Raw genomic sequence first — 13,979 nt, 5'->3', positions numbered from 1 at the left:
ACGTTGAGCTCGCGGAGGGGCCGGCTCAGCAATCGGGCGTGCTCGTCGGCGGGGCGAGGATCCGGGTCGCCCGGTGCAGCAGCCGCTCGGCGATCGGATACAGCGGTTGGGCGCTGTCCGTCGCGGACGGCGTGCCGGGGTGCCAGTCGGCCGGCGGCATGACCGCGACGGTGGTGAAGCCGCCGGTCGGCTCGAGTACCTGCGCCTGCGCCGTGCTGTGCTCGGGCTCCGGCCCCCGGTGGACCTGCACGCGCAGCACCTGCCCCGCCAGCCGGTACACCCGGGTCAGTTCGTAGCAGCCGGGCTGCAGCCGGTGGAACGCGTCGTCGAGCAGGACCGGTTCGGTGCTGTCGGCGCTGACGTAGGCGTTGGTGCCGTCGCGTCTGATGACCCGCCGGATCCACTGCGCCGTGATCGGGGTGAGGTCTCCGCGGGGGACGCGGGGCCATTGGTAGCCGTCGCCGCCGAGGACCGCGATCGTGTAGTCGTCGAAGTAGTCGACGACGACCCACAGTTGGTTGCGCTGGTCGTCGTCGAACCGGTCGCCGGTGACGGTGACGATCTCACCGGCCACCAGGACGTCACCGGCCAGCGTCCTGGTCGCCATCGCGGTCGGCGTGGGGCTGCGGATCGGGGGCGGCGGTGGCGTGCGCGACGATGTGGGGGCGGACCAGGCTTGCTGCCGGTGCGGCGCGGTGGCGTCGTCGGGCAGCGGCCCGCCGGTCTCGCTGACCTGGACCGGTGTTGCTGGGCGATCGGTGCCGAGCAGCATCTGGTACCGGCGGTGGTCGACGTCCATGGCGAGGACGGCTCGCAGGGCCGGTTCGTCGATGCCGCCGTGGTCGGCGTCGACGGAGGAGCTCAGCGGCTCGTCGTACCTCAGGGTGAACCCGATGATGGTGAATCGGGAGTCCTGCCGGTGTTGCGGCAGCCACCGCGGGATGTTGGCGGTCAGCACGGCGAGGAACTCAGCCAGTCCGACGTCCTCGCCGAGCTGTGCGTCGGCGTCCCAGCCCCGCCACACCGACTCGTGGATGAGGTTGAACTCCAACGCTTTTGGCCCGTTCTTCGGGGCGTACTCGTAGATGATCTCGAACTGCGGGCTGGGCAGCGGGTCGCGCTCGGTGCCGGCGTAGCCGCCGAGTGCCTCGGCGATCCCGGCGACGGCTGTGGGTGCAAGCATCAGGTGGTTGCCTTTCTGTGCGATGGCGTTGGGTCGGCCGGCGGCGTGGCGCTGCCGGTCCAGGGCAGTGGTTGTTGCGGTTGTGCAGTGCTGCGTCCGACAGCAGGCAGGCTGGCAGGCGGACGGCTCTCGTGAGCTGGGCCGGATGGACGGACCTCTTGGGTCAGTGCCGCGGCCAGGGTTTGCGGGTGACGTGGACGCCGAACATCGGGTCGGTCGTCACGCAGGAGCCGCAGCGCTGGCAGGAGGTGCAGGTGTCGAGGTCGTAGCCGACCATCGAGGGCAGCTCCAGGTACTCGATCTCGTCGACGGCGCCGCAGACGGTGCACACGGTCATCGCCGACCCGGTGGCGTTGTGGGGGTCGGGTTCGGTGACGAACAGTTCCTCGATCGGGTTGAGGGCGTGGACGCAGTGCCGCAGCCACCGGGCGTGGCAGGTCGCCTCGTAGACCGTGACCAGGCCCTGTTCGGGGTGGATCAGGTACAGCCATTCCAGGAACCCGTTGAGGTCTTCGCCGAGCTGGCCGTGGCGTAGGACGCCGTCACGGGCCGGCGAGGGGTAGCCGACCCCGGCCACCGGCCGTTGCCGGTCGTGGCTGCGCCGGCGGGGTTCGACGGCGAGGCTGGACCAGTCGCAGGCGAGCAGCGCCGCGACGAGCGCGGCCGTGTCGCGGGTGAACGTCTCGGTCCAGATCCGACGCAACAGCGGCACCAGGGTGTCAGGATGCTCGCCGTAGTGCAGGTAGCGGGCGGTGTACGCGGCGCGCGGCGCGGCGGCGCCGATCAGGGTGGGTGTTCCCACAGATACCTCCTCGATGGTGGTGGATCCGGCCGGCGCCGTTGCCGGCCAGGCAGGGAATCGGTAGGCCCGACGCGGCCCAGGCGGCCTTAGGACCGGCAGCGTCCAGCGCCCGGCGAGTCAGGTAGCCGGTCGGCTACTGGTCCAGGGGCGCCCCGACAGAGGCCATGAAGGTCACCGGGTCCACGGCCGTGGCAGAGGTGTGATCGCCGAGATGCACTTCGTAGTGGACGTGGGGTCCGGAGGAGTGGCCGCTGCTGCCGGAGATGCCGATGACGTCACCGGCGTTGACGTGCTGCCCGACATGGACGTACGGCTCGACGAGCTGGTGGCAGTAGCGGGTCACGATCCCGCCGGGGTGGTCGATGTCGACGTACCAGCCGCAGCCCCTGGTGAGGTTGGGGTCGCCGTCGCGGTCGCAGCCCCAGTCGCCGCCGGTGCGCACGTCGATGGCGTTGCACCGGACCCGGCTGACGGTGCCTGCGGAGGCGGCGTGGATGGGCGTGCCTTTGGGCACGATGAGGTCGACGCCGTCGTGGGTGGGCCGGTCCGGGGTGCGGAACCCGGAGCCGACCTTGCCGTGTACCGGCTGGGTCCAGCCTTCGGCGCTGACGGTGACCCCGCACATGCCCAGTCCCACGCTGGCCCCGGTCAAGGCGGTGACGAGCTGGGTGGCGTCCGGTTCCCATTTGGCGTACGCGTCGGGGTAGGCCGAGCGTTGCACCTTCTGGGCTGCCTCGGTGAGCGGCATCGCCTGCCACCCGTCGACGGTGAGCAGCTTCTCGTAGAACTTGGACGCCGCGTAGTCGGGGTCGTGCAGCTGTGCCGGGGTGCCCCAGCCCTGGGAGGGCCGCTGCTGGAACAGGCCGATCGAGTCCTGGTCGCCGCCGAGGGTGTTGATCAGGCTGGATTCCTGCATGGCGGTGGCGACCGCGATGACCCAGCCGCGGGGCGGGACTCCGAGTCGCATGCCGACGGTGACGATGATGGCGGCGTTGCCGACCTGCTCGGCGTTCCATCGGCCGATCGGCCCGATCCCGCCCGGATTGGGACTGTGCGCGCCGGTCGGGGCGGCGGCGGAGGCGGCCGACGATGCGGCCGGTGCGGCGCTGGCCGCGGTGGCGCAGGTGCCGGAACCGGCTCCGCCGAAGATCAGGGTCGTGGCCAGCCCCGAGCACAGCAGGATGGTGCCGGCGACCGCGATGGCAATCCAGGACAGCACTCGGGTGGTCATGGCTGGTCACTCCCTTGCGGACGGCTGGTTCAGGTGGCACGGCGAAGGCCGCGCGGTGCCGGGTGTGGGGGTCGCGCGGCCTTCGCGTGCGGGGGCGGGATCTGTGGGTCAGCGGGCGAGCACGGCGACCTTCTCGCCGTGCAGCAGCGGCGCGCCGTCGGGTCCTTTGATGTGGGCGTTGATCCAGATGCGGTACGGGCGGCCGTCGCGGTCGATCAGCCGCCGCCAGTGGCCACGCACGATGAACCGCACCCGGTAGTGCCACTTCGGTTCGCCGTCGCCGGGTTCTGCCGGAGGGCTGGTGCGGCGCAGCATGACGACGCGGGTGTCGTGGCGGATTGAGGCGCGTTCGGCGCGGCGGCGGGCGGCGCGGTCCAGCGGGGCGGCGGCCACGGTCGCGAGCGGCTGGGCCTGGATGCGCCAGAACGCGTAGGCGATCGCGGCGCAGGCGGGGGTGGCGACGGTTGTCTCGTCGATGCAGAACCGCCCGTCCGGCGCCGGTTCCCAGTCGCGGTCGGCGTCGTCGACGATGGGCAGATCCGGGCGCGGGTCGACCGGTCGGCCGATCGGGATCTCGGCGAAGTCGGTCAGCACGTAGGGACCGAACTGCCGGGCGAGGTCGGGCCGGTCGGCGAGCTGGGCGCGGCGGCGGGCGGCGGACGGGTCGTGAGGGTCGTTGTGGTCGGCCCAGCCGCCGATGTACCAGCCGGACCGGCCGGTGGTCACGTTGGTGGTGCGGTCCCAGGTGATCGCGCCGATCGAGAGCACCTCGCCGCCCAGGTGGCGGTGGTAGACCGGCTCGGGCAGGAACAGCACGCCGCCGTTGTCGGGGGCGATGTCGTCGGGCAGGACCTCACCGGTCAGATCGAGGGCCTGCGCGGCGGCGGCGACGATCGCGGTCATCGCCGGTGCGACGACGTACGGTTCGCCGAGTTGCCACGGCGTGCCCGTGATGCGGCTCATCGCCTCGAGGAACTGCGGCTGCAGTGTGCCGTCGTAGTCGGGGTCGTGGCGGGCCAGGCGGCCGTCGAGGAACGCCTCGAGGTACTGCCGGGCGAGCGGGCTGCGGTGGTAGTCGACCATGCGGCTGCGCAGGTCGACGGCGGTGCGGGCGTAGCCGGCAAGGGTGTCGTTGGCGTGGAAGTTGATGGCTGCCTCCGGTGTCTTGGGCGCGTGGTACGCGAACGGGTTCAGGCGGCGACCGTGGCCACGGTCGGTCGCCGGAACGGTGCGTATGTGTGCGGCACGCCCGCCGGCGCCGATGCCGACAGTGGTGCCGGTGCAGCTGGCGGTGGCGTGCGTGGTCCGTCGTCGGCGCCGAACCAGTTGGTGAAGCGGTCCGGCGCAGGGATGACGGCGGCGCGTCCGCGCGCGACCCGGCGGGTCAGCGCGGGGGCCGCGGGCGGCGCGGCGGGGACGGGGAGGCGGGCCAGCTGCGCGGCGCGGTATGCCGTGTGCAGTGCCCGGCACGGGCCGTGCTGGCCGCGGCATTGCAGGTTGCTGCACGATCCGTCGGGCCCGGGCTGGTGGGCGGCGGCAACGTCGACCGCGAGGGCCCACAACAGCCGGTCGGTGACGTCGTCGGGCGGCGGGGTGCGGTCGCTGGGCCGCCGCCCGGCCGGTGTCGTTGGCCGGTCGGTGCGCGGTGACGGTGGCATGGGTCGGTGACCTCCTGGGCGAGTCCTGGCATACGGGATCGCCGTCCAACCCAGCGCGGCCTGGGAGGCGTTTGTCCTGATCGCGGGCCGGACGACGACCACCGTCGATCGACGCTCACCTCTTGACGAAGGTCAAGTCGCCTCGGCCGCCGCCCCGGAGGGGCCGCGTCGGGTCACCCGTCGGCCGGCTCAAGGTCGATGTCGGAAGCCCAGACGCTGACCGCTGCGCCGTGGTGTGCCCGCCGGGTGATCCATGCCGTGTACGTGTGGGGCCCGAACCCGCCGCCGGCGGGCGGGTCGACGGTGTTGAGCAGGCACCGCTGTCCGGCGACGAGGATCGTCTCGCCCCGCAGCTGCACGTCGTGGCGGGCCCGGCCGAACACCCAGCGGCGGAAGTAATCCGGGCCGTACTGCGGGTACCGGCCGTTGTCCGAGGCGACCGGCGCCAGGAGCGCGCGGGCCTGCGCGATGCTCAACCCGTCCAGGCAGTCGTCCGGCAGCGGCGGATGATGCGCCGCTGCGGTGACCTCCACGTCGACGCCGGCGTACTCGACGGCCGTCCGGCCCCGCTGAGGTCGGGCCTGGACGCGTCCGGTCTGGTGGTCGACATCGGTGATGATCACCGCGCGGCCGGTGGCGACCACGACGGCGCGGTCCCCTCGGGCGATGGCGTGGCCCACCGGGCCGCGGTTGGTGACCGAGAGGCGGGCGGCGGTGCGGTCCAGGACCGGGTTGCCCGGCGGGTGGACGTACGTGTCCACGGGGTCAGGACTGGACATGCGTCAGCTCCTTCACAACAGGTTTGGGCAGGTGACGGTTTCGTTCGCCGGCAGGTGGCGCTGCCGCTGCGGCGGCCTCGGGGGCAGCCGCAACGCGGGGCTGCATCCGGCGACGGCTGCGTAAGGCCGGGATTGGTCAGGCCCCTTACCGGGGCGAGCCGCGTCGGCTCCCATGAAGAAGGCCGGAGGTGGCGGGGTTACTGACGGGCCGTCAGGGCCTCGGTGACGCGGCGCTGCAGCTCGTCGCGGGCTCCGGCCCAGCAGATGCGGGCGCGGATCTGCTGGATGGCCCATTCGTCGCAGTCGTCGATGAGGTTGGCCACGATGCTGGTCGACCGGGAGATCGGGTCGTGGCGTGGGCCTTGGTCGGCGGGCTGGTGGATGTTGGTGTGCCACCAGGACGCGTACGCCTGCAGCAGCGTGTCCTCGTCGACGGCGGCGAGGTCGGCGGGCTCGCCGAGGTGGTGCCACAGGATGCGCGCGTGCTTGTAGGTCGCCTGCGCCTTGAGGACGTCCGGCAGGTTCGACCAGGTCAGCACCTCACCGTAGCCGCGGTCGTTGTCGAGGATCTCCTGGAGCATCCGGGCCGGGTCGCGCTTGAGCCAGTCGGCCAGGGTCGCCCTTGAGGATCTCGACCATCATGGTGCGCCGCCGTTGTGCCTGCTCCTGCTCGGTGGGTTCCTCGCGCAGCACGATGACATCGGCGTCGAGGCGCAGCCGTCTCGGCTTGGTCTCCCCGGCGATCTGCACGACGCCGCGGGTGACGTGGCGCGTCAGCGACTCGACGACCGCCGGCGGGGTCTCCTCCAGGATGTCGCCGGTACGGAGATCGGCGGCTGTGATGCGCTTGCGCACCGTAGTAGGCATGGTGGTTTGTTCCTCCTCGTGCTGGTGATGGGGACGGCAGGTTGTGCGGCGTGCCAGCGGGTGGCGCCGACATCCCGTGCTCAGTGCGGGGATTTCGGCGCGCCGCGGGCGGGGGTTGGCGTTGCCTGGGTCGGCGGTCAGGCCGCCGACCCTGGGGACGCTCCACGGTTCTTGGCCTGTGCCGGGTGTCCGGCGGCGGCGCCTCAGCTGGTCTGCTCGGGCTCGAGGCGCACGCGGGCGGGGTCGATGACGGTGAGCAGACGGCGCGAGACACCGCGCCAGTACTGGCCCTTGTTGCCGCCGAGCTTGACCAGCGACACCTTGCCGGTGCCGTTGTCGCGCAGCACCACGTACAGCTCGCCGGGCGGCTGCTTCCAGCCGGGCCCGGCGACGGTGACGAGGGCGCCCTGGTCCAGCGGCGCCTCGTACGGCACGAGCTCTACGATCGCCGCGGCGGCGTTCGCGGCGGCGCCGGTGGTGGTGTCGGGGGCGGCGTCCGGGGCGGGCTGCAGGTAGCTCGGATTGATCCTCATGGGTCGGCCGCCGTCGACCGGTTCGACGATCACGTTCACCGGCAGCAGCCGGGTGACGCGGTACACGACACCGCGGTGACGGGCTGATGCGACGGCCGGGTCGACGATGACCCGGTCGCCGATGGCGTAGGTGCGTTCGGTGCTCATTGCTGGTGTGCTCCTTCGAGGCAATGCGGGACACGCTCGGCGGTCGCCGAGCGATCAGTGCTGGGATTGGATGCACCTGGTATCGGCCGGCCTGCGGCTAGCGCCGGGGTTGAGGGCCGTCCGCTCGCGCGGCCGTCAGGTTTGCGCCGGCTGTCCGGCGGCGAGGCGGGCGAGCGGCGGGTAGGTAGCGGGCAGGTCGTCGGGGTCGGCCTGTTCGTCGAGCAGCACCACCGGGCCGGGTTCGCCGGGGCGGCGGCTGATCTGGTAGACCCGCCCGTCGACGTCGACCGCCTCGACCCTGCGGACGGCGACGATGTCCTCGTCGTCGGCGAGCAGGTCGTCGTAGCAGATCGCCCATGCCAGCAGCCGCAGTCCTGGCCGCGACTCGCACAGCGCCCGGCGCAGCGCGGCGAGGTCGTCGCGGTGCAGCGGGCCGTGATCGCTGTGGCCCGGCCACGGCGCGGGTGCAGCGCCGTCAGCGGTGATGGCGTCGGCGATCTGGTCCAGGACGGCGGGCAGGGTGAGGTGGCGGCGCTCGTCGCCCAACAGCGGCCGGCTCAGCAGACGTAGTGCGCGCAGCGGTCCGCTGGCCGGGCAGGCGGGTTGGTCTTGGGCCAGGACGATGGTGCCGAGATGTTCCGCTGCCGCAACGGGCACGGGCGGCGTGTCGTGCTCGACATTCAGCAGGCATGCGGTGATGGCGTGGACGGTGGCGAAGGACAACACGTGAACCTCCACAAAGGACGGTGTGGCATCGGGGTGGACGGCGGCGCCGGCGCGCGGCATGGCGAGGCCTCGCGCCCGGGTCGGCGGGCGCGAGGTCCTCGACGTCATGCGGCGCGTCGGCGGCCGGCGATTGCCTGCGGAGCGGGGGATCTAGTCCTTGCGTCGCAGGTCGCGGCAACGGGTGTGCGGCGGCATGGTGGTGTGCTCGGCCACCGACGGTTGGTACACGCCGCTGCCGGACCGTTTGGCGTGGTACATGGCCAGGTCCGCCTCGTGCAGGAGACCTCCGGCGGTCTGGTCTTCGGTGGCGGTGGCGTAGCCGACGCTGGCCCGCAGTGGGATCTTGTGCTGTGCGGTGATCGGCAGGGGGTGGGCGCTGATCGTGTGCCACGCCGCGCGGGCGCTGAGGTGGGTGAGGGCGGCATCGCCGTCGATGAGCAGCGCGAACTCGTCGCCGGAGAGCCGGGCGACGAACCTCACGGGCGCCGGCAGATCCGCCAGGCGCAGCCCGACGGCGGTGAGCAGATCGTTGCCGCACTCGTGGCCGAACGTGTCGTTGACGGTTTTGAAGTCGTCGAGATCGAGCAGGACCACACCGGTCGCCCCGCCAGCGGCGAGGGCCCGGTCGAGCTGGGCGAGGAAGGCGCGCCGGTTGGGAAGGCCGGTGGTGTCGTCGTGATGGGCCAGGTGCTGCCAGTGGTCGGCGATCTTCTCGCCGGCGGCGGCATGCCAACGGGCCAGGTTCAGCCGCTGCTGCTGCCAGTAGAGCACCGCACCGGCGCAGGCCAGTCCGGCGAGGACCCCACCGACGGCGGTGAGGATCGTGTTGAGGATGGGAGACACTTGGGCTTGCTCCTTTTCTCGGAAGGAGCACCGGGGCGGGCGTGTCGCGCCAACGATGAACGCCCGTCCCGGGCTACCTGAAAGCGGCGCCGTACGTTCGCCGGGCCGTCAGCCGGCGGCGGGGGCGGCCTGGAAGGTGGCGTGCTTGGCCGGGATGGTGATGACCTCGCCCTTGCCGGTGAGCTTGTCCAGTGCGTTGGCGATCGCGCCGGCACTGGCGGCGGGATACCCGGTTGCCTCGTCGGCCTTGTCGACCAGCTTGCGCAGGTCGTTGACCTTGTACTGCCCGTCGGGGTCGCCGCGCAGGATCGCCAGGACGCTGGCCTCCAGCGCGCCCGCCGGACGCTTGCGCTTGGCCGTCGGCGCGGCCGTGTCCGACGGCCCCGCGTGCTCGTCGTCCGGGGCGTTGTCACCGCCGGTCGTGGCGGGTTCCACGGCGGCGGCTGAAGCGCCATCCGCAGGGACGTCGCGGCGCTCCTCCGGCTCGGCCGTGTCCGGCTCGGCCGGCTCGGTGGCCGTGGCCGCGGCATGCGGAGTGGCGGTCGCCTGGAGGTCCGCCTCGCCGGTGTCGGCTCCTGGCGGGGCCGACTCGATACCGGCCGGGACGTCACTGTCGGCGATGGCGGTGCCGGATGCGGCTGCGGTACCCGGTTCGTCGGCTGCGCGCGACGCTCCGTGCGTCGGTGCATCGCCGCCGTCGCCGGTGCCGGTGCCGGTAGGCCGCCACAGCGTCTGGTTCGCCTCGTTGTGGAACCGTTCGGCCAGGCCGAGGGCTTCCAGCTTGCGCAGCTTCGGGGTGGTGGTCGAATAGGGCAGGCCGGCGTGCTCGCCGACCTTCGCTGCGGTGGCCTCGCCGAGCGCGAGCAGGGAGGCCAGGACCTTCCGTTCGTTGGGCTTCAGGTCCAGTGTCGTGTCGGTCATCGGTGTGGTTGCCCTTTCTCCCCGGGGCCGCCATGGCACCCAGGGTCTGGTGGTGGGGTGCGGCGGCGGGCATTCCATGCACGCTTCGCCGAGCGGATTGCTCAAGTCGGCTGCCCGGAGTGCGGGACCCGGTGGTGCGGCGTTGACGCCGTGAGGGCGGCTGCCGCGGGCGAGAGTTGCCAAGGAGCGAGGCGACCGGCCGGACCCGGATGGGTCCGGCCGGTCGTGGAAGCGGGTCGGGTCAGACCCGGTCCTCGGGGTGGGTGGTGCGGTAGGCGTCGTAGACCTGTGCGGGAATCGGACCGTTGGCCCGGCACGGCGGCAGGTCCTCGCTGTGGTCGGCGTTGTCCGCCCACCAGCGGCGAACCCGTTTGGTGGCCGCGGTCGGACCGGTGAGGCCGGTGGTGCGGCGGGTGGCCGGCTTCTGCTTGGTCAGCCGCCGGCCGGCGGCGGTGAACGGGGCGAGCGCGGCGCGCAGCCGCTGCAGGTTGGGCTGGGACAGGTCGATCTCGTACTCGACGCCTTCGAGGGCGAAGCGGTAGGTGCCGACGTCGTCGGTGCTGGCGTCGAGGTCGTCGACCACGGTGCGGTGGATGCGGACAGCCACGGCTGTCGGTCCCTTCTCGTGACGGGGTTCGTGTTCGGGCAGGAAGAAGCCCCGCGCAGCGGACTGCGGCGGGGCGGTTGCGGGACGAGCGCCGGACGCGACGCTCAGGCGGAGCCGGTGCTGCACTCGGTGTGCAGGCGGCGCAGCGCGGCTCGTTCGAGCCAGCGGACCGCGGGGATCCTGCGGCCCATGGCGGCCGCGGTGCGGTCGCGCGGGTACCCGTCGAGGTAGCGCAGCTGCACCACCTGCCGCTGCAGCGTGGTGAGCCGGGCCAGGGCCTGGCGCAACCCGGGCCGGCGCAGCACGGCCAGGGTCACCGCGGCCGACTGCGGGTCGCTGGTGCGGTCCTCGTAGACGGTGTAGGCGGCGCGCACGTAGCGCCGCTGGGACCAGCCGTGCCGGGTGACCGCGCGGGCGGCCAGGCGCAGCATCGAGCCGAGCAGGTCCTCGCCGAGCAGGTGCGGCTCGGCCAGGGCCATGCAGAACGCCTCCTGGACCACGTCGTCGACGGCGTCGCGGTCGCGCAGCCGGGCGGCGACGTAGCGGGCCAGCACCGCAGCGGTCTGCTGGTAGAGCTCGCCGAAGGCGGCACGGTCGCCGGCGTGCAGCGCGGCCAGCACCTCGCGGTTCGCCTCGGTGTCGGGCTGGCGCAGCGGGTTGGTTGAGGTGATCACGGGTTTCCTCCCTGGTGTGGGCGGCGGCAACCCGGGCACGGCCGTACGGCCGTGCCCGGGGGTGCGCGGGATGCGCGGATGGCCGGGCGACGGCCAGGTCGTGCGGTGATGCGGTCAGGCCCCGCGTCGCGAGGTCGCGGCGCGGGCGCGACGCCGGCTGCGCTCAGGCAGCGGGCGTCATGGGCACGTGGGGGTCCGGCGGCAAGCGCCAGCGCCGGTGGCGGTGGCGGTGGCGGCGGGTCAGCTGCTGGCCCGGCCGAAGAACAGCCAGCCGTCCGGCGTCTGCTGCCCGGCCGGGCTGGTGGGCTGCCGGACGGGGATCGCGCCGGCCGGGCCCCACTTGTCCTCGACGCGCGGGTCGGCCCGCTCGAGCAGGTCGCTCGCGAGACGGCTCGCGTCGTCGTAGCTCATCGGCTGGCGGGTGATGATGACGTACTCGTACTTCTCGGCGATGGTGCCGGTGTAGCCGCCATGGCCGTGTTCCCACCCGGCTTCCTCGACCGCGTCGCGGAAGGCGGCGCTGACGTCGGCGCCGTCGCGGTAGGTCTCGAACGTGGCTGCGCCCATGACGATCACCGTCCCGTCCGCGCGTCGGCGGGGCTGGGCTGGTGGGCGTACCGCCACGGCCACAGGTAGGCGCCGAGCGGGTAGTAGCCGTCGCCGTCCGGGGTGAGGTGGTCGGTGCCCCGGTAGACGACGGCCGCACCGTTGTCCTGCTCTTCGATCACGGTGAGCACGTCGCCGTGCAGCCGCAGGATCCGGTACTCGCCGGGCATGGGGTCGCTGGTGCGGTCCGGGTTGGCGTGCACGGCGTCCAGGTCGGCGGCCAGCCGTTCGATCGTCGGACGGTCGAAGCGGGCGAGCAGGTGGCCGCTGTCGGTGGTGTAGCCGTCGGCGACCAACGCCGGGTAGGGCATGTCGTCGACGTCGCGGCAGGTGACCGTCGCCGGGGTCCAGGCCGTGCCGGCCGGGACGAGGTCGTCGCGGCAGGCCATCAGGTGCACCCGGCTCGGGCCGATCACCTGCTGGTCGGCGGCGTCGATGTCGACGGCGATCCAGCTGTGCTCGCTATAGCGGGCCAGGCGCAGCTGGTCCATTGTCGGGCTGGCGCTGCCGTCGCCGGCGGTCAGTGGCAGGACGGCGGTGTGGTAGCCGTCGGTCCAGGCGGTGCCGTAGCGGCCCGACGTGTCGCGCCAGGTATGGGCTTCGGCGGCGTGGGTGGTGCCGCGCTCGCCGTACCAGGCCGGGGCGCCGTTGGAGGTGAGCACGTCCAGCACCGCGGTGCTGGTCCAGATCAGCGCCGGCCCGCTCGGGGTCAGCGCGGCGGCCTGCGCTTCGGTGATGCGGTGGGTGAAGCAGGCCATGGCGTGTTCGGCCAGGGGTAGCACGTCGTCGAGCCGGAACCACAGTCGATGTGGCATGCGGGGTTGCCTCCTTGGTCAGGACGGTCGGAAGAGGGAAAGGTCGGCCGTTTCGCTGGCCGGGCTTATGGATGCGCCCCGGCCCGGGGCGCCGGGCAGTGCCACCTCGTTGCGGGGGCACCGACGTGCGATGGCGCGAGCCCGGCTGCGGCGGAAGCGGCTTCGCGCCGGCGCATCGCCGCAGATGGGTGAGGTCGAAGGTGGAGGAGCAGGTGTTGGCGGTGCCGGGCATGGCACGCGCTGGGCCCGCGCTGCGGAGCTGGTGCTGTGCTCGGGCCTCTGTTGACGTGGCGCCTGTGGCGGTGCGGCGGCAAGGGGGTGCCTGCGCTGCGGGCTTGGCGGCTGCGTGCCCCCGTCTTGGGGAACGGGGTGAGATCGTGGTGGAGCCGGCCGGACCTGTCGCCGATCCCCGGGGAAGTGGGGATGGGTGGCTGGGTCCGACCGGTTCCGGTTCGGTTGTGCGCCTTACAGGGCGACGGCGAGCAGCCGCTGGTCGGCCTCGACGGTGTCGAGGTACCGGCCGGCCTGCTCGAGGTAGGTCACCCGGTGGCACAGGGCGTCGCTCGCGGGTGCGAACTTGTGCCCGTCCGGGGTCAGCAGGGCGTCACCGCACACGGCGGTGGTGGCGCTGTAGTGCTGGTAGGCGATCGCGCCTGCCTGCAGCATCTCCAGTTCCTCCACCGGCAGTTGGGCGGCGCCGTAGCTGGCCGCGTTGTGCATCCGCATCGCGTTGACGCGGGGTTGGTTCCAGAAGTCCGCCTGTGCCCGCTCGTACGGGTACTTGGCGGGCTCGGCGAGGTGCCGGGTGTGGAACTCGGTCCACGACCGTGCCGGCCGGGTGCCGTGCACGACCCGCTGCCACAGTTGGTGGCGGATGCCCGCGCCCATGCCTGCGGCTTGGCGCATCCCTTGCAGGTCGAGCAGCTTGACCGGACCGCCGGCGCAGTAGGCCGGGCGGCCCTTGCGCAACCCGAACAGCTGGTTGCGCTGCCACAGCCACATGGCCTGGCTGGCCCAGAACCGCGGCGACAGGGTGCCGGACACGCCGAAGTGCCGGTCGAGCTGGGAAGCCGTGAGGGCTTCGCGGGGCAGCTCGTCGGGCAGGCAGACGATCATCGTGCGGATCGTCGCCGTCGGCGTCACCGCCGTGGTGGTCGTGGTGTTGGTCGCCGAGGCGACCGGGTTGCCCTGGCGGGGCGTGACGATCGGTACGCGGCGGCCGAAGCGGCTCAGCGGCGTAGCGGCGCCATTGGTAGCAGTCATGGGGATTGCCTCCTTCGACGTGGGCGCGTTGTGGGCGCGCGGAAATGACCGGCCCACCGGGTGCATGGGTCGGGTCAGGGGAAACAGGGTGGTGCGAGGTGGTGCTGGTGGTGCGGTGCGACCTGGGGTCGCCGCTCGGCGCGGGTGCCGACCGGCCCATGCGGGCGGGTGGGCGAAGCGCACCGGGTGGTGCGGCGGTGGTTCCCGAGGTGGGACCGGACCGGGGTGGAGATATATAGGAAAAGGTGGTGCCGAAGAAGGTAGCGGCCTGGTCTGTCAGCCCCGGCCGCCGTCGTGATCGTCCACAGGGCGGTTGACCTGCAC

Annotated in this window: 17 protein-coding genes; all 17 read right to left on the bottom strand. The window is 72.6% G+C overall.

Translation table 11 applies throughout. The annotated features are described in order from the left end of the window. Positions 1-25 precede the first annotated feature (25 nt). The 17 genes from ACQPXD_RS55050 to ACQPXD_RS54970 all read right to left on the bottom strand — a co-directional run bounded on the left by ACQPXD_RS55050 (position 26) and on the right by ACQPXD_RS54970 (position 13,655). Positions 26-1,183: a hypothetical protein gene (locus tag ACQPXD_RS55050; protein WP_432833024.1), complete on the bottom strand. Its 1,158-nt coding sequence runs from the start codon at positions 1,181-1,183 to the stop codon at positions 26-28. 163 nt (positions 1,184-1,346) lie between these two features. Further along, positions 1,347-1,985, bottom strand: coding sequence for a hypothetical protein (locus ACQPXD_RS55045; RefSeq protein ID WP_432833022.1), 639 nt, complete (start codon positions 1,983-1,985; stop codon positions 1,347-1,349). Positions 1,986-2,118: 133 nt separating this feature from the next. Continuing rightward, positions 2,119-3,216 (bottom strand): peptidoglycan DD-metalloendopeptidase family protein, encoded by a 1,098-nt coding sequence (locus tag ACQPXD_RS55040; RefSeq protein ID WP_432833020.1) that lies wholly within the window; start codon positions 3,214-3,216, stop codon positions 2,119-2,121. Between the two features lie 108 nt (positions 3,217-3,324). Further along, on the bottom strand, positions 3,325-4,299 hold the full coding sequence (locus tag ACQPXD_RS55035) for a hypothetical protein (RefSeq protein ID WP_432833018.1): 975 nt from the start codon (positions 4,297-4,299) through the stop codon (positions 3,325-3,327). A 107-nt stretch (positions 4,300-4,406) separates the two neighbouring features. After that, the gene (locus ACQPXD_RS55030) at positions 4,407-4,874 is read right to left on the bottom strand and encodes a hypothetical protein (protein WP_432833016.1); all 468 of its coding nucleotides are present in this window, start codon (positions 4,872-4,874) and stop codon (positions 4,407-4,409) included. Positions 4,875-5,047: 173 nt separating this feature from the next. Next, positions 5,048-5,653, bottom strand: coding sequence for a hypothetical protein (locus ACQPXD_RS55025; protein ID WP_432833014.1), 606 nt, complete (start codon positions 5,651-5,653; stop codon positions 5,048-5,050). 197 nt (positions 5,654-5,850) lie between these two features. Continuing rightward, entirely contained in the window at positions 5,851-6,234 is a 384-nt protein-coding gene (locus ACQPXD_RS55020; protein ID WP_432833012.1) for a hypothetical protein, read from the bottom strand. Continuing rightward, entirely contained in the window at positions 6,194-6,520 is a 327-nt protein-coding gene (locus ACQPXD_RS55015; RefSeq protein ID WP_432833010.1) for a hypothetical protein, read from the bottom strand. The genes ACQPXD_RS55020 and ACQPXD_RS55015 overlap by 41 nt, the downstream gene beginning before the upstream one ends. A 203-nt stretch (positions 6,521-6,723) precedes the next feature. Next, positions 6,724-7,200, bottom strand: coding sequence for a hypothetical protein (locus ACQPXD_RS55010; protein WP_432833008.1), 477 nt, complete (start codon positions 7,198-7,200; stop codon positions 6,724-6,726). Positions 7,201-7,335: 135 nt separating this feature from the next. After that, positions 7,336-7,926 (bottom strand): hypothetical protein, encoded by a 591-nt coding sequence (locus ACQPXD_RS55005; RefSeq protein ID WP_432833006.1) that lies wholly within the window; start codon positions 7,924-7,926, stop codon positions 7,336-7,338. A 150-nt stretch (positions 7,927-8,076) separates the two neighbouring features. After that, the gene (locus ACQPXD_RS55000; RefSeq protein ID WP_432833004.1) at positions 8,077-8,769 is read right to left on the bottom strand and encodes a diguanylate cyclase domain-containing protein; all 693 of its coding nucleotides are present in this window, start codon (positions 8,767-8,769) and stop codon (positions 8,077-8,079) included. A gap of 108 nt (positions 8,770-8,877) precedes the next feature. Next, positions 8,878-9,690, bottom strand: a complete 813-nt coding sequence (locus ACQPXD_RS54995; RefSeq protein ID WP_432833002.1) for a helix-turn-helix domain-containing protein — start codon at positions 9,688-9,690, stop codon at positions 8,878-8,880. Between the two features lie 241 nt (positions 9,691-9,931). Further along, positions 9,932-10,297, bottom strand: coding sequence for a histone-like nucleoid-structuring protein Lsr2 (locus ACQPXD_RS54990; protein WP_432833000.1), 366 nt, complete (start codon positions 10,295-10,297; stop codon positions 9,932-9,934). A gap of 104 nt (positions 10,298-10,401) precedes the next feature. After that, positions 10,402-10,971 (bottom strand): RNA polymerase sigma factor, encoded by a 570-nt coding sequence (locus ACQPXD_RS54985; RefSeq protein WP_432832998.1) that lies wholly within the window; start codon positions 10,969-10,971, stop codon positions 10,402-10,404. 240 nt (positions 10,972-11,211) lie between these two features. Continuing rightward, entirely contained in the window at positions 11,212-11,538 is a 327-nt protein-coding gene (locus ACQPXD_RS54980) for a hypothetical protein (protein ID WP_432832996.1), read from the bottom strand. A 5-nt stretch (positions 11,539-11,543) separates the two neighbouring features. Then, the gene (locus ACQPXD_RS54975; RefSeq protein ID WP_432832994.1) at positions 11,544-12,392 is read right to left on the bottom strand and encodes a hypothetical protein; all 849 of its coding nucleotides are present in this window, start codon (positions 12,390-12,392) and stop codon (positions 11,544-11,546) included. A 465-nt stretch (positions 12,393-12,857) separates the two neighbouring features. After that, positions 12,858-13,655, bottom strand: coding sequence for a hypothetical protein (locus ACQPXD_RS54970; protein WP_432832992.1), 798 nt, complete (start codon positions 13,653-13,655; stop codon positions 12,858-12,860). Positions 13,656-13,979: the final 324 nt, after the last annotated feature.

It is taken from the genome of Dactylosporangium sp. CA-092794, from assembly GCF_050948465.1.
GTDB lineage: Bacteria > Actinomycetota > Actinomycetes > Mycobacteriales > Micromonosporaceae > Dactylosporangium.
Note: the sequence above shows the minus strand (reverse complement) of the source record. Positions and strands in the feature narration are given on the sequence as shown.